Origin of the sequence: Stieleria sp. JC731 (genome assembly GCF_020966635.1) — a bacterium.
Classification (GTDB): domain Bacteria; phylum Planctomycetota; class Planctomycetia; order Pirellulales; family Pirellulaceae; genus Stieleria.
On the sequence record NZ_JAJKFQ010000011.1, the window covers coordinates 891703 to 913504 of the forward strand.

21 protein-coding genes and 2 pseudogenes are annotated in these 21802 nt (G+C 50.4%); 11 read left to right on the forward strand and 12 right to left on the reverse strand.

Going from position 1 to position 21802, the window contains the following annotated elements:
- Positions 1 to 82: 82 nt before the first annotated feature.
- Complete coding sequence (locus LOC67_RS20160; RefSeq protein ID WP_230264581.1) at positions 83 to 901, forward strand: hypothetical protein; 819 nt, start codon at positions 83 to 85, stop codon at positions 899 to 901.
- A gap of 85 nt (positions 902 to 986) precedes the next feature.
- Here the strand turns inward: LOC67_RS20160 and LOC67_RS20165 are convergent, their stop codons facing one another.
- The 9 genes and pseudogenes from LOC67_RS20165 to LOC67_RS20205 all read right to left on the reverse strand — a co-directional run bounded on the left by LOC67_RS20165 (position 987) and on the right by LOC67_RS20205 (position 9640).
- Complete coding sequence (locus LOC67_RS20165; protein ID WP_230264583.1) at positions 987 to 1922, reverse strand: tyrosine-type recombinase/integrase; 936 nt, start codon at positions 1920 to 1922, stop codon at positions 987 to 989.
- A 58-nt stretch (positions 1923 to 1980) separates the two neighbouring features.
- Entirely contained in the window at positions 1981 to 2439 is a 459-nt protein-coding gene (locus LOC67_RS20170) for a hypothetical protein (protein WP_230264585.1), read from the reverse strand.
- A gap of 64 nt (positions 2440 to 2503) precedes the next feature.
- Entirely contained in the window at positions 2504 to 3469 is a 966-nt protein-coding gene (locus tag LOC67_RS20175; protein WP_230264587.1) for a Holliday junction DNA helicase RuvB C-terminal domain-containing protein, read from the reverse strand.
- Positions 3470 to 3642: 173 nt separating this feature from the next.
- A pseudogene (locus LOC67_RS20180) lies at positions 3643 to 4551 on the reverse strand (ArdC family protein).
- Between the two features lie 109 nt (positions 4552 to 4660).
- Complete coding sequence (locus tag LOC67_RS20185; RefSeq protein WP_230264589.1) at positions 4661 to 5995, reverse strand: helix-turn-helix domain-containing protein; 1335 nt, start codon at positions 5993 to 5995, stop codon at positions 4661 to 4663.
- Complete coding sequence (locus tag LOC67_RS20190) at positions 5985 to 6461, reverse strand: hypothetical protein (RefSeq protein WP_230264591.1); 477 nt, start codon at positions 6459 to 6461, stop codon at positions 5985 to 5987. The genes LOC67_RS20185 and LOC67_RS20190 overlap by 11 nt, the downstream gene beginning before the upstream one ends.
- Positions 6462 to 6463: 2 nt before the next feature.
- Entirely contained in the window at positions 6464 to 7933 is a 1470-nt protein-coding gene (locus LOC67_RS20195; protein ID WP_230264592.1) for an argonaute/piwi family protein, read from the reverse strand.
- Positions 7878 to 9206, reverse strand: coding sequence for a hypothetical protein (locus LOC67_RS20200; protein WP_230264593.1), 1329 nt, complete (start codon positions 9204 to 9206; stop codon positions 7878 to 7880). The genes LOC67_RS20195 and LOC67_RS20200 overlap by 56 nt, the downstream gene beginning before the upstream one ends.
- Before the next feature lie 56 nt (positions 9207 to 9262).
- Positions 9263 to 9640, reverse strand: coding sequence for a helix-turn-helix domain-containing protein (locus LOC67_RS20205; protein ID WP_230264594.1), 378 nt, complete (start codon positions 9638 to 9640; stop codon positions 9263 to 9265).
- Between the two features lie 266 nt (positions 9641 to 9906).
- Here LOC67_RS20205 and LOC67_RS27780 point away from each other — a divergent pair.
- From LOC67_RS27780 to LOC67_RS20240, 8 genes and pseudogenes are all read left to right on the forward strand, one after another.
- Positions 9907 to 10338, forward strand: a pseudogene (locus LOC67_RS27780) (NACHT domain-containing protein); the annotation flags it as partial.
- A 93-nt stretch (positions 10339 to 10431) separates the two neighbouring features.
- On the forward strand, positions 10432 to 11547 hold the full coding sequence (locus tag LOC67_RS20210; RefSeq protein ID WP_230264595.1) for an NACHT domain-containing protein: 1116 nt from the start codon (positions 10432 to 10434) through the stop codon (positions 11545 to 11547).
- 25 nt (positions 11548 to 11572) lie between these two features.
- Positions 11573 to 12103 carry a hypothetical protein gene (locus LOC67_RS20215; protein ID WP_230264596.1) on the forward strand — a complete coding sequence of 177 codons (531 nt, stop codon included), beginning with the start codon at positions 11573 to 11575 and terminating at the stop codon, positions 12101 to 12103.
- Between the two features lie 5 nt (positions 12104 to 12108).
- Complete coding sequence (locus tag LOC67_RS20220; RefSeq protein ID WP_230264597.1) at positions 12109 to 12963, forward strand: Kiwa anti-phage protein KwaB-like domain-containing protein; 855 nt, start codon at positions 12109 to 12111, stop codon at positions 12961 to 12963.
- 47 nt (positions 12964 to 13010) lie between these two features.
- Positions 13011 to 15314, forward strand: a complete 2304-nt coding sequence (locus LOC67_RS20225; RefSeq protein ID WP_230264598.1) for an NACHT domain-containing protein — start codon at positions 13011 to 13013, stop codon at positions 15312 to 15314.
- Positions 15315 to 15586: 272 nt separating this feature from the next.
- On the forward strand, positions 15587 to 16450 hold the full coding sequence (locus LOC67_RS20230; protein WP_230264599.1) for an endonuclease/exonuclease/phosphatase family protein: 864 nt from the start codon (positions 15587 to 15589) through the stop codon (positions 16448 to 16450).
- Positions 16447 to 18162, forward strand: a complete 1716-nt coding sequence (locus LOC67_RS20235) for a hypothetical protein (RefSeq protein ID WP_230264600.1) — start codon at positions 16447 to 16449, stop codon at positions 18160 to 18162. The genes LOC67_RS20230 and LOC67_RS20235 overlap by 4 nt, the downstream gene beginning before the upstream one ends.
- Entirely contained in the window at positions 18159 to 18713 is a 555-nt protein-coding gene (locus LOC67_RS20240) for a DUF6939 family protein (RefSeq protein WP_230264602.1), read from the forward strand. Before LOC67_RS20235 ends, LOC67_RS20240 begins: the two co-directional genes overlap by 4 nt.
- Positions 18714 to 18776: 63 nt before the next feature.
- Here LOC67_RS20240 and LOC67_RS20245 read toward each other — a convergent pair whose 3' ends face one another.
- Together LOC67_RS20245 and LOC67_RS20250 are read right to left on the reverse strand one after the other, a co-directional pair.
- Entirely contained in the window at positions 18777 to 19772 is a 996-nt protein-coding gene (locus LOC67_RS20245; RefSeq protein ID WP_230264604.1) for an HNH endonuclease, read from the reverse strand.
- A gap of 5 nt (positions 19773 to 19777) precedes the next feature.
- Positions 19778 to 20158 carry an HIT family protein gene (locus LOC67_RS20250; RefSeq protein WP_230264606.1) on the reverse strand — a complete coding sequence of 127 codons (381 nt, stop codon included), beginning with the start codon at positions 20156 to 20158 and terminating at the stop codon, positions 19778 to 19780.
- Positions 20159 to 20224: 66 nt separating this feature from the next.
- On the opposite strand from LOC67_RS20250, the gene LOC67_RS20255 reads away from it, so the two are divergent.
- Positions 20225 to 20452: a DUF1580 domain-containing protein gene (locus tag LOC67_RS20255; RefSeq protein WP_230264608.1), complete on the forward strand. Its 228-nt coding sequence runs from the start codon at positions 20225 to 20227 to the stop codon at positions 20450 to 20452.
- Positions 20453 to 20499: 47 nt separating this feature from the next.
- The gene (locus tag LOC67_RS27785) at positions 20500 to 20826 is read left to right on the forward strand and encodes a DUF1580 domain-containing protein (protein WP_410001163.1); all 327 of its coding nucleotides are present in this window, start codon (positions 20500 to 20502) and stop codon (positions 20824 to 20826) included.
- Between the two features lie 217 nt (positions 20827 to 21043).
- Here the strand turns inward: LOC67_RS27785 and LOC67_RS20260 are convergent, their stop codons facing one another.
- Positions 21044 to 21736 carry a HEPN domain-containing protein gene (locus tag LOC67_RS20260; protein WP_230264609.1) on the reverse strand — a complete coding sequence of 231 codons (693 nt, stop codon included), beginning with the start codon at positions 21734 to 21736 and terminating at the stop codon, positions 21044 to 21046.
- Between the last annotated feature and the right edge of the window lie 66 nt (positions 21737 to 21802).

The following is a 21802-nucleotide window of genomic DNA, read 5'->3' on the forward strand; positions in this document are numbered from 1 at the left end:
CCAAGTAGATTCGTAGTGCGTTGGTCTAGCGGAGATGCTAGTTTACGCACTCCATGCAGTTTTCTGTTTTTTTGAGAATAAGATGGATCAGAGAGAGCGAATTAGAAAGAAGAACAAAGAGCGGGATTGGCGGCCAGTTCAAGGAGAGGTCGCAATACATTTTCTTGAAGAACTTCGACAAGCGAGACTTGCCGCCCAGAAAGATGCTGAGGCGTTTGACGAAGTGCTTTTTGTGTTTGAACGCATCGGTAGTTACCGACTAGGAGAGGTATCAACGCTAGGAAATTACGGCCCATCGCTTCTTCAGCTTGCTGCCGAATCTTCACTCGGGAAAGCATTGTTTCCGCATCAGCAGACATGGCATACCAAAGCTGACGTTTTGTACCCGTTGGTTGCGAATGCCCGAAACGACGCATTGCATCAGGGTGCAAAGGCGAGGTACTTAACAGGCCATTGCATTGAACTAGCATTGATTTTGGAAGACGCACTAATGAACGGAAGGGAGCCCATGACGACTGTTGGTGACATTATGGTGCGTTCGCCGATGACTGCGGACTATTGGCACCCAGTGAGCTTGGCACGAAAGACCATGCTTGCCAACTCTTTCTCCTATTTGCCAATCAAAGTCTGTGATGAGTGGATGATTCTTAGTGACGTTAAGTTGGTTTCTTTCCTGAAGAATGGTGGCTCGAAATCGGAGGATAGGAAAATGCGTTTGGCCATGAGCCTAACAGAAGCTCGATCCCACGGCCTCCTGTTTGATGTGCCTGCCAATTCAAAGCCCTGTCTCAACACTACGCCGTTAGATGAAATCGAATTCGACGCCTTAGAGAGGCCGTTGCTTGTCACAGACAGAGCGGGAAACCTAGTTGGAATTGTAACAGCATTTGATGTTCTTTAGCGATCAATAATTTGCTGACACACCCCAATCCATGTGTTATCTCACAGTGAGCTTCCCCCATCTATGTCGCCAACGGCAACATTGGCTAGTAGCTCAAGTTGTCTGACGCTTCGCCAAGTTGCTTCTGGGATCCTAATGTGTATTTTGAAGTGGTGTTCAAGCTCTCGTGTCCCAATATCTGCGCCAGACTAACCAGATCATTGTTATTATCTGCCAAGAACTGGTGGGCCATCGTGTGCCTCAATAAGTGCGGATGAATCTTGAACCCGCAAAATGCTGAGTACTTGTCGCACAAATTGCGAACGCCACGAGAAGTCAACGGTCCACGTTCACCGACAAATACACGATCAGAATCAACAGGTGGCCGAGTGTCGAGATAGGCGTGGATCGCTTGCCGTGCTGGCAGTGGCAATGGAACGGATCTCTGCTTGTTCCCTTTCCCTTGCCGAAACACTGCCGTGCCGCTTCGAACGCCGATCATCAAATCAGTCAGTTCAAGTCCGGCTAGATCACTGACACGGCAGCCTGTAAACAAGAGCATATTAAAAATGGCTTGGGCTCGGATGTCCTGCCGCAGTTCAACTTCCCGCAGTAACTTTCTCACCCGACTTCTTTCCAATCCCTTTGGTGCCAACTCCTGCTTTCGAAGCTGCTTCACCTTCTTGGCTGGATTATTTGAGAGATGGCCATTTTCAGCCAGCCATCCGAAGAACCGGCGAAGCGTGACCAGACACCGATTAACCGTGGCCGTCGCCTGTCCGAGATCCCGTCGCAGGTGTTCCCGACAATCGGCGATGTCTCTGGCTGTCACTCGTTCGAAGTTCAGCGGTTCACGATTGGAGTCAGTGAACCACTTAGCAAATTTTCGCAGGTCATTGCCGAACGCCCGAAGCGAATCAGAAGCGTAATCCGTGGACTGGTGAAACTGATTAGCAAGAGGGATCACTTCGCTGCCGACCGGGATACCTTTGAAAACATTATCGCCCCAATTGTTGCGGGCTTGTGGACTGGAATGTGACATGAATGTGACTCCGAGGGGGGGAAATTGGGAGGAGATTCTGCCTTATCGAACCGGGTTATCAGCCCAGTTCTTGACGCTTGAGTTGCAGGAACACGGCACGGATGACTTCCCCCGAATTCAAGTTTTGGATTCCATCAGGAAAGACTTGTTTGACGGCAGCCTCAACTTGGGCAGCAGTGGCCGACAATCCGAGAGCATCAAGACCTGCCATCAAGTCGGAATACTGACTCGACTGTTTGGGCTTGGCTTTCGGTTTCCTGACTGGCTTTGATTGTTGACCAAGCGGGTGTCTTGGCGAATAGAACAACACCGGCTGCCCATCGATGCCACAGTTTCGACGACGTACATCAAGGCAAACCTGTTGGAGTTCCTCATCGTAAAACGGACGATTTGTTTCTGGATCACGCCGGGGCTCTGGAAATGTAATTCCCTTCAACTGATGAAAACGCTGGCGGCTGAGGCCGACCATCCGTGCCATCTCAGAAATGCTGACGGCAACTTTTTGTGGCTGATTCATATCTGTTGGTCCTCATTTGAGATGAATGATAAGCGGGTGTTATCTGACGGGAATCTGACGCCAATTAGTCCTGAATTGATCGACAACTCGTCAAGTATTCCCTGCCTTTGGCCGTCAACTGACGCTTACTCTGATCATCTTTCGAAAGCAAAGAAGTCCGCAGCAAAAACGGTTCAACAACTTGCGAAACAGTTCGTGCTGGTAGCCCCAACATCGATGAGATCACGTTCAAGCGGGCATTCCCGTCGCCCAGTATTTGGATGTACTTCTGCTCGGTCGGTCCAAGCCCCAAGTCACCGTGCAGTTGTTCCAGTTGGCAGGATCGTTTCAAGTGATGAGCGGTGATTGTGGTTTCGCCCTGACTGCGAGCGACACGACGGCAACTCTGGAGAAGTCTGAGTGCCAGACGTGGCGTTCCCCGTGATCGACTGGCGATCTTTGGCAATAATTCCTCGTGGATCTCCCAGCCAAGGAATCGAGTTCGTTGAAGTAGAACGGTCGTCAATTCTTCGTTGGAATAGAACTCGAACCGCAGAACCAAACGACAGCGATCACGAAGTGGTTGAAGCAATCCGTATTCATCAGTTGTGCTCAACAACAACGTGAAGTCAGCGAGTGGGATTGTCTGTGGTGCTTTGCCGTTTTTCGAATTGAGAACAATGCAACGCTTGTCCAAAGCCAGATACAAAGCTGTTTGGATAGAAATTGGAGTAAGATGCCCCTCATCGATATGGATAACGTCTTTGTCCTGAGCGCTGAGAAACAAAGCGTTCAAATCTGATGCGTGGCTGATCGTTTGCCCCAAGACTTCATGGAAACCGGTTGCCATCTCCTTTGCAATTACGGAAGCCAACTGGGATTTCCCAAGGCCCGGACTGCCTACGAGCATTGCATGATCGAAACGGCGATTGTCAATCTGGCAAGCGTCGAGAGCGACAGAAACTTGATCGATAACACTTCGCTGCCCGATCAAGTGCGACAGGGACGACGGTGCAACATCGTTGACTTCGTTGGCAGGTTGTCCATTCATGTTCATGCCTCTTAGGTTTCGTCTTCGCATTGAGATTGGATGTTCGTGTTGAAGCAAAGGGCCTCAATGTTCAACCACACAACAACCAACAAGCGGGTGTTAAATACAAAGAAGTGGGCAATTGGATCGTCGTGACCCAACTGCCCATTGCAATTTTTGTAACGGCCTCGTGCCTACGCCGTTGCCTCTACCGGCTCAGGGGTACGAACAAACGACAATAAGTAGTCGTTGACTTTACTGGCCTGCGAACATGCCCTGAAAATCGCACGATTATCGTCTTTTAGGTTTTTGAGCCAACTCTTCAAGTACGCCCCTGACTGATCGATTCGCTCGCTGTTGGGGATGCCTAACTCGGCAGCAAGATAGCAGGCCGAGATCTCAGCGATGAGTTCGCCCATGGCGTACCCTTCGCCCTTTCGATTCTAGTTCAGTCGATGTTCTGGCTCAGACCAATTGGCCATCTCGTGGAAGGCCGTTTCGTAATAATCAGGACTGGAGTGAAACGACTCTTTCGAAGGCAAGACGATGAAATCGCCAGCGGGATTGTAATACGCCTGATTCCCACAACGAATGTCGGCACCGGTTGCGGCGATCAGTTCATCACCGGCCTCGAAGTTTTCAAACAACTTCGTCGGTTCTGGTTCTGACGGTCGGAGATGATCGAAGGGACCATCCACTTGGTCGAGATTGAAGACGCAAAAAGATTTGAGTATCCAAAACTTGTCTTCCTCTTCGCTCCCATCAGCGGCACGTTTCTTTTTTGTGACGGTGGCGGCGTAGCAAATCGTCGTGCCCCACTTGCCCGGCTTTACATTGTCAGGCCGACGTTTGACATGCCCATCGGTTTCCTTCCATTGCCGAAATGTGGCCCAAACTGAAGAAGTGAATCCGTGGCGTTGTGATGCCAGTTCCAAGATCAGGGGATTCACGCCGCTATACGGCTTGCCTGAAACCAAGTTGCGATGTGGACCAGCGTTGGTTGTCCGCCACGGTTTTCGCCAAGGTGGCAATGCCCCTGACTCAAGAGCTTGAATGATCTGATTTGTGGTCTCAGTTCGAAGTTGTTCGCTTTTGCTCGCCATCGTCGTTCTCCTGTGAGTGAGTTAACGACTGACAAGCGGGTGTTATAACGCTGGTGAACGTATCACGGATTCGTTCTTCTTCTGCTTCGACTTAAGTAACTACTCCATCTCAGTATTGCCGGTGCTTGAACCGGTCTACCCAGTCCTCCATTGTATCCAGCGTTGTCATCGTATCAGGGAAGATGTCGCTGAATCTTTTCATTGCTTGGGCTGCCAATTCTTCCCACGTTGCTCGAAATTCTTCGACGCTCAACAGCTTCGTAAAAGTGAACTGGTTTGCTCGGCATTCTGGGGTCATGTCACGGTTGATATTGCCGTCCGTTGTTACCAAATGTCGCCCGTTAATTGATGTTGCCCGTACTTGGACTGAAACTCGCTCGCCAACACCGTACTCACCGACGAATCGCTCTGCGAATGCGAAGAACTCGGCAATGGTGAGCAGCGAGGGTTTTACATCGAGCCACTTTCCGGGGGGCAAGATTGGTTCACTTCGCTGCCCAGACAGGTCTCGCCAAGGACATTCAAATTCTCGTTCGTTCTCGTAGTACGGTCGAAGTAGTATGAATTGACCAGAGGTTGTTAACCCCCACGTTTCCCGGTAGGTGTCGTTACATAGGCCCCAGTCTCTCATGTGTGTGCCGGTTCGGCTCGGCGGGAAGTCTGACCGCAAGCGGACTTGGTTCCTTCGAATTCTCTCTTCGAGTTCTTGTGCGTCGTCGTCAAACAACTGCTGATTGAAATTGCTTGGCCGAATGCTCAGCACCCAAACGCCTTTCTCCGTGGCTTTAATGTACGCTTCACCGAGATCCGCTGTGACGGTTGAAAGCTCTTCTTCGAACTGCTCATCAGATGACTTGCTCGCTATCAACGGGTTGCCAGAGAGCATCGAATTGAACATAGCCAGCATCTCCTGGCCACGTTTTGCTGTTGCCAATCCAATTACAGTTCGAAGCTCTTCAATTGTTCCCAATGGAGCCGATTCTGCGTTGGCGGTGCGAACATAGATGGTCTTCTCCCGCAGCAGCAGCTTCTTGGCATTAGCTGGGTCTTGGAAAGTCTTTGTGCAAAGGTGTGGAACATCTGAAAACTCATCAATTGTGATGATGACAAACTTCTTATTCGTATGACGATGCGTGTGGCAGACGAGCCCGATGGGCGGCGAGAATCGGTTGTTGACCCATGTTGCGACTTTGGTTGTCTCGAAGGATGCTGACTGTTGATCCGACACCCCATCGAGAGCGAACGAACCATCGTCACTCTCAGACTTCCCGATGACAATTACGCCCCCATCTTTAGAATTCGCAAATGCAGCGATGTCTTTAGCGAGTCCTGCTGATTCAACCCCGCCGTCCCAGCCCATTGGTCCCTTGGCATCAATCTTGTCACTTTCTCCCGTTTCCAAGATGTAGCGGTCGAGTTCGGGATTCATTGCTTCATCTGCCATTGTTCGCTCCGATTTTGGAACATGCTTCCAACATTGACTGAAGTGGCTTTGGATCGGCGAGGCGGTGATCGTTTCCGACTTCAATGATCGTCTCCGGTGGGAGTCCGCTGTTGGCGACAAGTTCTTCCGAATCAGCGAACGGGATCACATCATCTTGGCGTGAATGGAGAATGATCGTGTTCTTTTTCACTGTCGTTGCTTTGCCCCAATTCTTCCACGCAGGGCACAGCAAGACCAATGGTGTCTCGACGCTGTTCATATTGACTGCGACTGCACCGCCACGGGAAGAGCCGACAATCACATCGGGCTGATGCTCATCGTATTCTGTTTGGGCCGTGCGAACGGCGAGATCAAAATCGTCGTCATCGAGCGCTGGGTTGATAACTTCGTGTCCAGCGTTCTTCAGGTAGGTTGGCTTGACCCCGCCGACAACGCTGTGCCAACCGTGGAGAAAGAGGAGCTTCATTGCTACATGTAGAACTTGTACTTCGCCTTCGGTGTTTCGTTCTCTGGAATCTCACGCAGGATATCTCCAACCAAGCGGGAAAAACGCAAAGTGATTGGCATCAGCCCAAACATGTTGGCTGAGTTCCAGTTCATCTTCGTCAAGGCCAAGACTTCCCGAAGCAGTTCTGTTCTCGCCGTATCTCCAACATGGTCTGCAATTTGAATTGGGGATGGGACGTGGCCATGAGGATAACCCTTTCCCTTCATGTACCCGCTTGTGTAGCAATACGACAGGTCGCCGACGTGAAACACGGTGCCACGCATGGGAGGATATTGGCCTGTCCGCAGCAGCCTCGATTCACTTGTAGGGCACAATGAAACAAGATCAAACCGACTGACTTGCTTGAGTGCGTCTTGGAATCCTCGTTGTTCTTCCGGCTCGAATCGAGATGTTTTGTGAATGACAACTCGTTGCGGAAGACGCTGTTCATTCTCAAGCTTGTATTGATCCAAAACCATTTCGATCAAGTCCTTAGCTTGATCTTCTGGTAGGTGAGGAGACTTGCCGTATTTCTTCTCGTCCCACTTGAACTTGTGACCTCGCAATACAAGTCCTTGGCCGTTCTCATCGAATGCCTGCACGACGCTTGTTCGCAAAGACGAGGAATCACCTAATGGTCGAAAGAAGCTGATTCCAATGTAACAAGTGCCCGGTGTCAGTTCGCTCGGCCCCCATGGCAAGCCTTCCACCTTGAAATACATCCCGGTAAACAAATTCCACGCTATCTGCGCCGGATGGACGGTTGTTTCGTCCGTGCCAAAAGTGTCGATTGTCTTTTCGAGGATGATTTGTGTCGGTACGCCAAACGACATTGCAACTGCTTTGATCGAACGCCGAAGATTTCGGTAGATCTTTCCCACACCCTTCTCAGAAAACTCCACGCTTCTGCATTTCCTAAAAAGCTCATCTGGAAGTGCAATCACAACATAGTCGGTTGGACGATCTCTCTCCGATGCAAGGTAGAGTTTTTGCTTGAGGACACTGAGCAACGTGTCAAACTTCTCTCGTTTCAGGCGTGGTGACAATATTTGATCGTATTCGTGCTGACGGATGACCTCAGACGCATCGAGGTCAAGGTTGCATCGGAATCCCATTTCCGAGGTGCAACCCGGAAATGGATGATAGTCTTCGTTACCATCGATTCCTTTGCAGCATGTCTCGTAGAACCTCTGAGCCTTTGCAACCGTTTCACTTGTACCGATGAAACCGACGTGAATCTCCGACTTATGCCGTGATGTTCCGAGAGATCGAGGGCCAAACAGCGGTATTCCCACTTTGGGATCGTACTCTATCTGGCCGTCGCCAAAACGAAGTCCCGGTTCTGCAATCCACTCAGTTTCGGTTTTAGGGTGCGAAAGTGTTAGTGGGAGAAGCTTAGTTGGTCGCTGAGTCGTCGATGTCATCGAACCCTCCTCCGTCGAATTCGTCATCGTCCCAGTCGAAATCATCTTCGCCAGAGTCGAATTTGCTCAGGTGCGTAAGTGTGAATAGATCCTCCTCGTAGCTCACGTTCTTGAATTCCTTCGTGTCACCGGGAATACCCGGCCAAGTAACATCAAACGAAATGAACTCTGTCGAGATCACGGCTGCCTGACTTCCAAAGTCCAACGCAAAACGAGGCGATCCGTTTGATAGAAAGTCTCGCCAAAAATTTACTTCGCTCAGGTATTTGTCATTAAACATATTCGCCTTAAGGCGAGTCACCTTCCGGCCAATCTTCTCCGCTGGGAGCGGAATGGTTCCATCAATCGTCAGGTGGCGTTCTGGCCGAATGCTAAGACACCATTGGTCATTTGCCATTCGATGAAAACGTAGTCCTGCTGCGAGATGCCACCAAAAACCTTTTCCTTCGCCCGTCTTTCGGTACTTCTCCTCCCAAGCAACTCCTCGATTTTCAGTTGACTTGTTCAATGGTCGATAGTCGACAGAGCGTTCCACGCCTGCTTTCAAAACCGGGAAAAAGAAGCGTTTGTGAGTCGGGTCATATTGTAGGCCGAGCCTTGCCGTGTACTTATACAGAGCACGGTTCAATAGCGTGATGAATCGTCTGTTCCCTTCAGCGGTAGACCAGAACCTCTTCGATTGAAACTTCTTTGTTTGTTCCGGTTCCACCACGCAGGAAAAAGGGCCTTTGGGATCTCGGAGATCTGTGAACGAAAACAGCGTGCGTTCTCGGATTAGGAACCGAATTATCTCCTCGGACTCCTTCGGATAGTCGATCAGGGACTTTACCTTCTTGTCCTGACGATCTCCAAAATCGCATGGAGCGGCAAACACAGCCATTGGTAAGTGTGTGACCGGAAGCAACGAGCTATAGATAGTTTCGTCAACCATCACGGGTGCTTCCGTGTGTGGCGAAATGGGAGTTAGTCCAGCGACTTTTGCTTCGTGTTCCTGCTTAATGCGTTGCAGGACTGGGACACTGTATGTCCTCGGCTGTTTGTCAACTTTGTCGTGACAGTTCTGGCACAGCAGGAGGATATTGCCATGCTTGTCTCGGTCCTCCTCGGACATCTCGACATCGCCTCTCGGTCCTTGACGGCTCTGGCCGACGATGTGTGCCCGCTCGCCGATGAAGGCGGCTTCGTCTGCTTCATTGCCCGGTTCCACTAGCTGTTTGTCGCATCCCGGCATTGCACAAACGCCACCAGAGCGAGCAAGCACAATTTTCCATTCTTTATCGGGAATCGCCTTCCGTGCCATTGAACTACTCCGTCAGAATGAGGCTAGATTGAGTTTTTGATTACACTGAATGGCGTTCATCGGGCACCCGCCTTTGTCAAGAGCTTGCTCATGGCTCGGTCATCCAAGGAGGCAAATTGTCGAAAAGCTTCTGGGTTTTCCCTGATCCTTTTTCTGAGACCTTCTGGAACTTTATCTGCCAGCAGAAGCAATTCGTCCTCGTCAGCCTCCAGTTCATCCGCAAGCTTTCGAATGAATTTTGCACTTGGGTAATCGCCAAAGTGCAGTCGTTCGTTCTCGACCTTCGAGATGTAGGACACACTCACATCGAGTCGATCTGCTAGTTCCTTTTGCGTCCACTCTCGCTTCTCACGAAGCTGCTTTACACGAAAACCAAACTGCATCTTCCGCTCCTGCCGGACTTGGCTTGCACACGCCCCCGATTGATGGGTCACACCCTAGATCGTATGCTGGTGATACTTTTTGGTCAATTAGCGGATTGAGCCGCAACGACCTGTCGCTGTCGAAATGAGGAACATCCAGCGTGAGTGATGGTGTCGAACAATATGTACGTACTTTGGACTCACGACTTGCCGATGCTCTGAGAGTAGCCTCAGTACCGAGTGACGAGCCATCTCCGCTGTCATCCCGCACTCTCGACGCCGCAGGATCACACGAAACCGCTGAATCGTTTCTGAGCGAACATGAAGACCGCTGTATCGTGGGGGATGCCGGTATTGGAAAGTCTGTGTTGCTTCAGTCTTACGCTGGCAGACTGATTAGGGAACTTCCGACTCTCAGACGGGTTCCTTTCTACATCCAAGGGCGTCGGCTTACTGAATTACTCAGCAGAGAACCACGCAGCCTACGGCGATTTCTGTGGGAGACCGCTGGCCGTCAGCTTGACCAAGTAGAAATTGACAAGCTTCTTCACGAATCAAATGCAACACTGTTTTTGGATGGGTTGGACGAGGCTGCCCCCGGACGTTCCGAGGAGTTGAGGAATCTGCTTCAAACTTGGCGACTTGAGTGGCCCGAGATTAGATGGATATATGCGACTCGTCCATCGGCGGCAAATCTGTTACCTAGCGAGGTCGCAGTCGCCAACCTAATGCACTTCGATGATGAAGCAATCCGTTCATACCTTGTACAGCGGTTCCCTCAAGAGATTGCGGGAAGAGCTTGGATAGCAATTTCTAGCCACGCCGATTTAAGAGCTTTTGCGAGCAATCCGATCCTTCTCAACATGATCGGGCACATCTTCGATCAGCAAGGTCACCTGCCAACGACATGGGCTGACATCTGTGCCACCAGCGTCGATATTTTGTTGCGACAATGGGACAAGCAGCGGGGCGTTGAGTTCGCCTCGTCGCAGCGGGAAGTTCGTGTGTTGCTGTCTGACCTTGCCCTGTGGATGACGACGAATGAGCAAAACAGTTGTCGTCTTCAGGATTGGAGCAAGAGCGTTATTGCATCAGGAAGCTATGAAGACCTTCGACCATTCCTAGAACTTGCGGAACGCTCTGGTGTAGTCACGCATAGCAGCACTGATTCGGTACAGTTCGTTCATGCGAGCATCCAAGAGTATCTCGCCGCTATAGCGCTGACGGACCGCCCGATTCATCAAGCGGCTGGCATTGCATCGGAGTTTCATTTGGTTGAGACGCTGGCTGCTGTTACACCTAACGCCGACGAATTGGTGACTGAGTTTGTCAACGACGGGAAGTTTACTGAGGCAATCTCCGTCGCTACCAAATCTCAAAATGGCGAAACAAAGCATCGACTCTTGCAGGAGATCGCAGAGAGAATGGGGCTGGCGGGAACGATACCGCCAATGATCACAGGATCCAGTTTCGGTGACGGGGTGCCTTGGAATCGGCTCAAGGAACTGTGGAAAAAATGTGACACTGCCGAATCGAAACACGAAAAGGGACTTGCGCTTGAGGACTTCTCTGAGACCTTTTTCGGATTGGTGTTCCAAGTCGTCGAGAAACGGCTCGCAACTGACGCTGGTGAAGTCGATTTATTGTGCGAGCACAAGCAGTTAGACGCATTTTGGATTCGTTGGCAGTCCGATGTCTTTGTGGAATGCAAGAATCAGATTGACCGAAGCCCTGTGTCGGACGTCAATACCTTTCTTGGGAAGTGCGCCACCTGTCGTTCAAAACTCTCTTTCTTCGTTAGCCGAAGTGGCTTTACGTCAGTGGCGACAACGGCCCTTGGCAGGTCTTGGGGCAACCGTGACTTACCTGATACGGTCTGGATCGGTGGCAACGACATCGAGCGGTTGCTCGACGAGCAGTCTGACCCAGAGGACTTCCTAAAAATCATGTGCCGACGATCAAACTACGGACGAGGGTGAACATGTCACAATTAAGAATCCAAACATGCTAAGCAAGATTGCAAAACTACTGCTCGTCGCAAGCTCGCTCGCTCCCGTACTGGCAGCTTTCGCTGTTCGAGAGATCGCAAGCGGAAAACCGGTCGATTCAACATGGCCGCTGCTGCTGGTCACCGTGGCGTTGCCCGTAATCTGCTTTCTCGTGATCCATTACGCAAAAAACAATCTTGAGCGACAGTCGCTTCATGTCAAGAAGATCAAAAGCACGGACAAAGAAGTGCTTGCCTACTTAATTGCTTACCTGCTGCCCTTGTTGGCAACGGATGTTGTTGACTTCCGTGATAACACGCTAACGACGGTATTCATCTTTGGGATGATCTTTCTCGCCATCTATCACAGCAACGCATTCCACTTCAATCCGCTTCTTGGATTCGTAGGTTTCCACTTCTACGAGGTTGTTTGCGACGACGACATGACGTACCTGCTGGTGACGAATCGAATTATCCGAAAGCAGTCCGGTGAAAGTACCGTCGTTCAACTTTCCGATTACATTTTCTTCGAGCTTGGGCACGAATAATGGCAATGCACTTCTTTGTCGTCGTCGGTCATACCGTGAAACGTATGCGTGTAGACAACACTACGCAGAATACTCTCATAGAGATGTTCTCGGAGCAGTACGACCAGCTTCTCGAAAACAGAACACGGGTTGCCTTTGACGGAAGCTACAACATTGACGAGACAGAAGTTTATGAGCTTTCCAAATTCGACATCGACGCATCGATGATCGATGCGGTTAAACAGCCTCAGAGTCCCGACGACTTCAACCTCAAGACGGACGAGCATATCAAAGCGATCTTCGCTGGCGACTATGACCGCAAGGCCAATATGCCGACGATCTACTTTCAAAGCTTCAATAAAGGCCGTTTACTGAAGAAGGGGTTCACGTTGCTTGGCGACGGCAACACGCTCAAAGAAAACAAGAAGGCGGGGATCACGCTCGACACTAAGCTGGCGGGCGCAGTCGTGGACGGAAAGCTCCTGTTCCGCAATTACCGAACCATGAACAGCATTGTTGACATCAGCAAGTTTTACAACGAAGCAACAAACGAGCAAATTGACCAAGTGTTGGAGCATGACCGCTTACTTGTCGAAGACGCCGACGCTGTTCGGGGCCACGTCAATTCATGGATGAGACGAAGATTCACTGCAATTTTGCAATCAGGCGTTCTCGACACAGTGACACCAAGAAAAATCTCAGGAAGAGCGAAAAAGTATGGGCTGGAAGTGAACACCAAGAAAGTGGACGACAAAGACGCAATAGTTTTTCCGACCGATAAAAAGCAAATCAAGAGTTTGCTTACATTCCTGAATGAAGGCTACTTTGAAGGCGAGTTGACCGGCACTCTGTTCCAAACGAACTCACAACGTAAGGTCTAGTTTGCGAATGTCGCTTGTGACGTATTTATCATTGGAGCAAACAAAGCATGGCCGACCACTCTGAGACATCCAAAGCGTTCGAGAGATGGGTTCACGGACTACTCGATCTAGCAGGGATCTCCGTGCAATCCGAAGTTCAGGTCGGGCACAAGAAAGTTGATTTACTGTGCAAAGAACAACGCATTGGTGACACACTCACGTTTGCTGTTGAATGCAAAGACTATTCGGCCAACCTTTCCAAGGCCGACGTGATTCAGATCGTCGCCGACTACCAGCCATTGCTCGACACGGACCAAATTCGGGAAGTGTTGATCGTAACACGTATTGGGCTTTCGCCCAACGCCGAGGCCATGGTTGGGTCATCACGAACACTACGCCATGTCACCGCCTCTGCCCTTCAAAACCAAATCGTGGATTTTCGAGCATATTTGCAAGGAGCTAAAGCAGCGTTTTCTGAGCGAGGGCTATCCTCATACTTCACCCATATGTTTCACAAAGTTGACCGACCTGAATATCGTTGGACATATCAGAACTTTCTGTACTACGCTAACGAGATCGGCCCGCCCGGAACGCTTGAGGCGGAAATACTTGACTGGATTGGCGGTAACTCTCTGAAGTTTGAGGACCAATCACCCATTGCAATTATCGCATCGTATGGGATGGGTAAGACAACCTTTGCAAAGAGGATTGCTTTCATCTTAAGTGAGCGTGCAGTAGCGGACAGCAACTTTCGAACGCCGATCTTGTTGCGGCTTGGAGACATATCGAATGAACAATCGCTAGAGGGGTTGCTTGGGAAGGCGTTTACTGCACACGCCGCTGTGCCCAATTACTCGTTTCACCGATTCATGGAACTGAACCGCATGGGGCGATTTGTGGTAATCCTTGATGGCTTCGACGAGATGAAACACACGCTTTCATGGGACTCGTTTTGCTACAACTTTAAGCAGCTAAACCGACTCGTGGACGGCGATAGCAAGGTCTTGCTCCTTGGCAGGCCGACTGCTTTTCTTGATGAAGCGGAGTTCAGTCATGCGTTGAAAGGTATCAGGACAGTAAAAGGTCAGAATGTACGAGACCCCGAATGGCCGTCATACAAAATTGTTGAGTTGCTCCCGTTTTCCCCAGATCAGATACGAGCCTTTCTACATCGTTTTTTCGAATACAAGAAGTCAACATTCGATTCGAAGAGCGACCAATGGAAATTCACTAGGGCCAGCGACAAAGTGGGAACACTAACGGATAAGCGACTACTTGACATAGCGAAGCGACCTGTCCAATTACAAATGCTCGCAGAGGTTCTGCCAGAGTGGAAAGGTGCCACTGATTCACTTACCGTGTGCCTCCTTTATTCCATTTTCATTGACATGATTCTCGAACGTGAGCAAGACAAAGAAGCTAGGAGATACTACTCGCTTGCGGAACGCCGCAAGTTCATGGCGGAACTTGCATTCTGGCTTTGGACTCAGAAGCGTGAGATGGGATTTCAGTCTGGTGAAGTGCCCCAAGAGATCCTAGATACCTATTTGAAATCTGGCGACGATGTGGAGTCTGTCCGCCGAGACCTCCTGACCGCATGTATTCTTGAAAGAAAACGGGAAGGCACTTTCTTCTTTCCGCACCGCTCCTTGCAAGAGTATCTCGTTGCAGAGTCGATAGTCGAAAGTCTTAGCAGTTCAGGCACTCACAAAGCAGATGAGTTAAGCAAATTCAACGAGGTGATGACGTCAGAGGTTGGCGACTTCATTCAAGGGATGATCGGCATTGCAGATTTGGCGAAATGGCATAGACATATCGCATCATACCGAGGTCAACTTAGTACATCATTTGCGAAGGTCTGGTCAGGAGGCGATGACAATAGTTCGTTTGTGTCCAAACAGTGCGAAGATTCGGATGTTCCGTGGTATCCGCTCTTCGCCACGTTGGGGTGCATAGCTTCTGATTGGTCACTGCATAAAGATCTGGGAGAAATTGGTGTTCAAAAAATCCAAGACACGGAAGATAACAGCTATGCGTTACTTTGGCTTTTTTGCCTCTATTTGCTGTCGAACGCAAAAGAAAAGCACGGCATGTTTTCTGATGGGTTGAAGCACTACGCTAGGCGAGATTTGCCTCATGAGGATAGGACTAAGCTGAGTTCAAAGCTTGCCTTTGAAAAGAAACGCAATGGTTTGAACGTCACTGGTTTGCCACCATTCTTCTGCCGGAACCTGCGTGATTATTGCATGATCAAAGAGTGGGTTGCGGGCGAGACTCTTCAGCCACACCATGTGAATCTAGCTCCACGAGTTATTCTAAGTGCCAATGACTGGACTGAAACTTACTCGCTGCTTGCGATTGACGAAGATTAGAGAATGGAAATCCAGCGGCCCGAACTGAATTCGTGTGCTTCCCAAAAGCGTCACCAGTTTTAAGCAGGTAGCTTCTCATGTGTTCGTTTTGACCAAACTTGGCGACGTTCCCCTCGGTGATGAGGCGGCGAGCTTTGGCCTTCCACACGGAAGCACAAGAACTCAAAGATCTCGCCGTCTGAGCATCGTTGTCATAGTGTTTGAAGATCAAGCATGTCCCTGCCTTCGAGGTTGGAGGTTCCGTCAGGACATGATTTTAACGCAATAGGTTCATGTGGAAATTAGTTGGATGGAGTCTTGCTCTCCTCGTACTTGTCGGTTGCGAGGCAACGGCTACGTCGGTCCCTGATGTCGAGCAACCAACCTCGGTCGATCCGATTACCGACAGCAAAACAATTTCCATTCTCGCTTGGAATGTCGAATCAGACGGCAACGACCCCAGCGTGATCGCTGAGCAACTGAACGCATTCAACGGCTACGACATATTCTGCCTTCAAGAAGTGCGTGCAGAGAACTTTGATCGCTACACTGCCGCCCTTGGCCGTCAATTCCAATCGATCAATGGCCGAACTGGACGAAGCGACCGGCTTCAGATCAGTTTTGATTCAGAGCGGTTTGAACTGCTCGAAACAAAGGAGCTGATGGAACACCGAGACTTTATCCTCAACAACGGCACTCATCGATCTCCGTTGTACGTTCGACTGCAAGACAGAGTTACTGGCATCCAGTTCATCGTCATGACGAACCACCTTGCCCGTGGCAATGCAGAGCTCAGGAAGCAGCAAGCGATTGGTCTGAGAGAGTGGGGTCGGGATCAAAACGTCGGCGTGATCAATATCGGCGATTTCAACATGGATTATGATTTTGCAACCGAGCGTGGAAACAGTGCATTCCTAGAGATCTTCAGAGACAACATCTTCTCTTGGGCGAAGCCGGTTGAGTTCATCGATACAAACTGGGCTGACAGAGATGGAGATGGCAAGGACAACTATCCTGACTCCATGTTGGACTTCGCATTCGTGCCTGGTCCTGCGAAGGACCGGAATCCTGTCTGTCGTGTGATTGTTCGTGATGGTGATTTTTCCGATGATGATTCGACCAGTGATCATCGACCGATTGAATTGAAGCTCCAATGAATCCTTTTAAGTCAAACTTCCCAACCCTTTGCGAACTCCTTCAGGGATCGAGTTTTGACGGCGACATCGAAGCAGCGAAAGAGTTAGAGCAGAACGACTTACGGCAAGCCATAGACGATGGTTTGTATAGCCTGAACGAATTGATGAGCTTTCTTTATGGCGCAGTCTTCACAGATTGGTGGATCGGAGAAGCGAGGGAGTTTGAAAAGAACCTGAGTACAGTGGTATCGGAGCTTGGTATGGACATGGCACGCAGTGCCTTCAAGAAACAGCTACTCGTCGAGTCAGCAATGAAGTCAGGCGACGCTGACAAGAATCGTAAAAGTGCCAGAGATCAACTTGAGGACGTTCGTTATGAAGTTGCTGTAACAGCAAGGGTCTGCGAAGTGTTGGACAAAGGTTCGATTGAACTTGAGTGCCCAATTCGTGACATGACGAAAGCTGAAGCTGACTGGAAGAATTCGGACATCTTCGGAGAGTTCAAGGGCCAGCCGGTGCGCATTGAAGTGACCGTGCTACACGAAGAAATGCCGCCATCTATCAGTCTCGAAGTCGATAAGATTATCAAAGATGCAAACGTCGATATAGACTTTGTCGTGACGCTGGGGTTGGCAGCGTCCACGCAGGAACAGGCAGAGAGAGCGAAAGCAATTATTGAACTATTGTACGAACATCACAAAGAAACCGATGGGGACAATGCGCAAATCGATGGCGTGGACTTCGAGTGGGATAGGAACTCTTATCGAAGCGTGTCAAAGACTTCACCAATAGAGAGCATATATTTCGGTGAACATTCAGGTTTCCCCGACTTGGGGCCAATCCATGAAATTACTCATTCGTGCATCGTTCGGAATCTCACGCCTGACTATGTATTAGAGGATTATCCGAGTCCTCCGGGTGTCGTCACGTCGGCGGATCTTCCCGACGCACCAGATGATATTCCTGTCAGCAGCAAGATTCGCACGGCGGTTGAGCGCAAGTTGAGCCAGTGTGAAAGCGGTGTAATCAACATCGTTGCTTTTGGCGTTCCATCACCAATCCATGATGTAGACCTTAAAAATGCTCTTCTAGGAACTGCAATGGCCGCAGTTCCTTACTGGACCGACAGTCGCAGAGTTCGTCATAGCGGAGATCCGGTGCCAATGCGTGCTCCTAAGTCGCCATTCGTACCTGCGGAACGTCTTGCTTCGGACGATGATCGGGAGCAGTTTGTGGAGGCATTCAGCATATTGTCTGCCGTTTGGCAGATTCGATTGGGCAGCGCTTGCGTGAGCAGAATTATTCATAACCCGAATGCGGTGAAGCCAGTCCCAGACGGCCTGTCTCAATCGGTTTCTGACGAACCTCTGTCATCAACCTCACAAGAAGCAGCAATTGACTTGTCCCGTAAGCTGAACGAGCCAAGTAGCATCAACGAAGAGCCTGAGTGGAGACATCTTGCACAGAACTTTGTTGGCGTGTGCGGATCAATTGGGAAAGCCAGATCTGTTCTTGATCAATTGGCCTTATCGGGCATGGAGATGTCGCAACTGAATACGAGGGTTGATGCCCTTTTCACGGAAGGCCCAAAAGGTGAAAAGCCCGGTACATTTACCATGACCGATGAAGAAGCGGCCATGTACTTCGTGCTTGATTGTGGCGGTTATGAACAAGCCACCGAATGTCTTGATGCACATACGGCGGAACCCCCGAACGGCGAATCAGGTAAATGACCATCTTGATCGCCCACAAGAGATCGAAACCTAACAACCTTCGCAAGAAGCATAGTGAAGATATCGAGATCATGGATGTCACCTCGATGGCTGATGAGCCTTGGGTCCACTTCTCTCCATTCTGGCCTCATGGAAACATCCCGGTTCCGTTTTCAGATGGTGTCGTCGCCACTTGTGTTGAAGGAATCTGGCAAGCACTCAAAGTCTTCGAAACTGAGGATGTCGATGATTCGAAACTTCATGTGACGAACATGAAGGGACTCAAGCGGACGATTCGTCGCTTTGGAAGCGTCCGTGGTCACAGGAAGGGAATCCACGGCAAGGAACTGCTGCCGTATCGTGAAGCCCGTGAATTGATCTACTTGCCCGTTTACAAATGGATGTTGGCGCACTGTGTCCAAGATGAACTTCAGCAACTTCGGGGTATCGCTTCACAGAACACTGTTGTCCTTCTGGACTACACGACCAACGGCGACTTGGACAATCTAAGAACGCCATTGTCACATGCGGCCCTCGTGAAGCAATATTTGGACGATGATTGGCCGGTGTGACGAACGGTCATGCCACCAATAGTTCTCTCCAAGCCGGTCCCAAATGCAGAAACACAGAGTCGTTCACCCAGACCTGACCATTGGACTCCTCAACTTGCTCGTAGGCCCATTCGGTGATTCGCAGCGATGCCGATGAGTCCGATGGCAATCCAGCGTCAGAAAGCCGTTCTGCCATTTCCTCTGAATGAGTTCGATTCCGATCAGCCCACGACTGCAAATGTTGTTCTGCGGCGAGGTAGTCGGATTTCGCATTGTTGCAGCGAGGATGAGCCAACACGAAGTTGTGCCCAGATCGGCCGGATAGCGTGACCAAGGGATGACGTGGTCCACGTCCATGCTTCGCTGCAAATCCTTGTGGCAGTAAAAGCACTGCCGTTCCTGAACATCAATCAGGATGTTCTTGTAGGCTTCGAGCGAAGATCGCTCCTGATCGAACAGGAACGTCCCGAGATCGGTCAGGTTGCCAAGGTCGTTGGCGTTGAGCTTCTGGACGAACCGAACCCACGCACCCTGAATCAAATCTCTCATCAGGCCGTAGAAGGCACGGAAGCAAAAGGCCACACCGGGCTTCAGCGTGATCGTCTTCGTCGTCGCATCCAAGTTGTCGTACAGGAAATCAAGTCGCTCGCTGCCGACCGTCTGCAATTTCCATAGTGGCATCTCATTCACGACCCGTTTGACGGTTCCGGAAAGTGATCGCCAAAGATCAGGTGCCGTCAGCTTCAGCCTCGCAAGTGAGCCACCGAAGTCATCTTGAGCTTTGATAATTTTAGAGATAACTGCCGCCTGTCGTCCTGTGTTCTGTTGAAGAATGAGTCCCGTCGATTGATTGCCAAGTTGAAACGGTCGGCATTGCTGCCAGTACAGTTCAATGAACTTCTCGGCAATATCACGAACATCCAGATCCAGTGCGCCCCCGGAATCATCACCCTTCAGTACACACAAGTCGGCAATCGCATGAAGCAAGGCAAACTTGTAGGAGGCCGTGAATTGGCCCTCAACAAGTAGTCGCTGGATGTTGCGAAGGAAACGTACCTGCTCTTCGGGTGTTGGTGTCACCACCGTCATTCGTCACCCCAATAGCGAGCTTTTTCTGGGATGATCCAGCGAACACCGCCTCGTGGGTCTGACACGTCATCTTTCCATCTTGGAATGACATGAATGTGAGCGTGCATCACCGTTTGCCCCGCCGCCTCTCCATCGTTTAGGCCGATGTTGAAACCATCGGGATGAAACGTCTCTTCAAGTTGCTTCCTAGTTTCTGCAACCAACTGCCATAACTCGGCCAGAGTATTGCTTGGCAGATCATAGACGCTTGCGACGTGCTGTCTTGGGACAACGAGTGAGTGCCCTTCCGACACTGGATAGCCGTCCCACAACACCATCGCATTGTCGGTTTCTAGCCAGACATCAATCGGTTTGCAGAAGGGACAGTCCTGTTTCATGCTCACGCTGCTCACGGTGCGGATCGAGATCGCATCATTCTTTCATCTCAATAGAGGAGATCAATTATGGCAGATTTGAACCTACTTACCGAGGACGTAATCTCGTTAACGGAAGCACGCAATTTCTTGCCCGAAGTCAGAGGCCAAAAACGTCCGCATGTCAGTACCGTGTGGCGTTGGTCGCTCCGTGGTGTCGGTGGCGTGAAATTGGAGACTGTGAAAATCGGATCTCGAATCGTAACCAGCAAACAGGCAGTTACACGCTTCATTGCAGCGACTACCGAGTCTCGATAGTAGCAGCATTGTGATGATTCTTTCTGACACCAAAAATGGAGACCGACATGGCTATCGATGTATTCAATGAGGAAGTTGTGTCCTTTGCCGAAGCTGCGAAGCGATTGCCGAAAATACGGAACGGCAAGAAACTTCACTTGTCCACCCTGTTCCGATGGGCACAAGCAGGCAAGATCGCCAACGATGGCATGAGAGTTCGACTTGAGACAATTCAAGTTGGTGGGACCAGATGTACGAGCCTTGAAGCGTTGCAGCGTTTCTTTGATCGGCTGACTGGAGAAGTCGAGGTCATAACGCCACCGTCTACGATAAAACGGGAGTGGCTACGGCGACAGAGAGAAGCTGAGGAATACCTCGACAGGGAACTGGGTTGAAGGTTCTGTACCGCACAGCATTTGCAACAATAAACTGATTGTGGTTCAAGTCCTCGTGCTGGCGGGGTGTTCTGCTCCTTCGTTGCCCCCGTTGGACAGTCGCCTCGTTGGCTTTCCCTTTTACGCCGCCTGAATGGATATACGGTAATGGCATTTGCCCGTGATGTGCAGAAGGGCATTTGGGGTCGATTTTTGAATTGCCTGCGCCACTTCAGGTTCAACGCACCGAACTCATCAAGCTCATCGGCGGATAGCACATGATTCCCCAATCTTCGTCGGCACCTTGGTTAATCCAAACGAGAAGGAAAGATCGGATTAGATGATCCATCATCTGGGAGCTACGTCGGATTGACCTGCGATTGAGTCGGCTGTTGTAAGTTGCGGCCCCATGGACGAGTTGGCATCGCAGCAGATATACCCGCACAATCAAGCGATCAAGAATCAGCGTCCAGCACCCTTCCAAGTACCACGTCCGAGCGTCAAACTTGGTTTTCCGTGATCGTTTTGCCCGCTTGTCATTCGGTTCCCGCCAGAAGTATCTGCTCAGATACTCGTCGTCAAAGATCGTCATGACGAGAGGTTTATTGTCCATCAAAACATCGGTGACGATTTTGTCTTTGTCGAGCGACAGTATTCTGTCAACAAAATGCCGCCAGCAAACATGATCGGAAACCGGCTCCTTTGCCCCCTCATCCCATTGGCCGTAGAGGGCATTGAATGCAATCCATTGGCTCATCAACACCAAATCGAGATCGTCACTTCCATCCGCCTGCTCCGCCCGTTGCAACCAACTACAGGCTCGATGAAACCGGACGGTCGTTGGGTGCCCCGACCGTCCTGCGTTCAATCGCTCCTTGTGCGGTTTCCATCGTCGCCGTAGGTCTCGAACCGATTTTCCTGCAATACTCATCGAAAAACTTCGTCATTGCTCTCCACTGCCTGCCTTACGAATAGCATAGTCGAAGATTATTTAGAG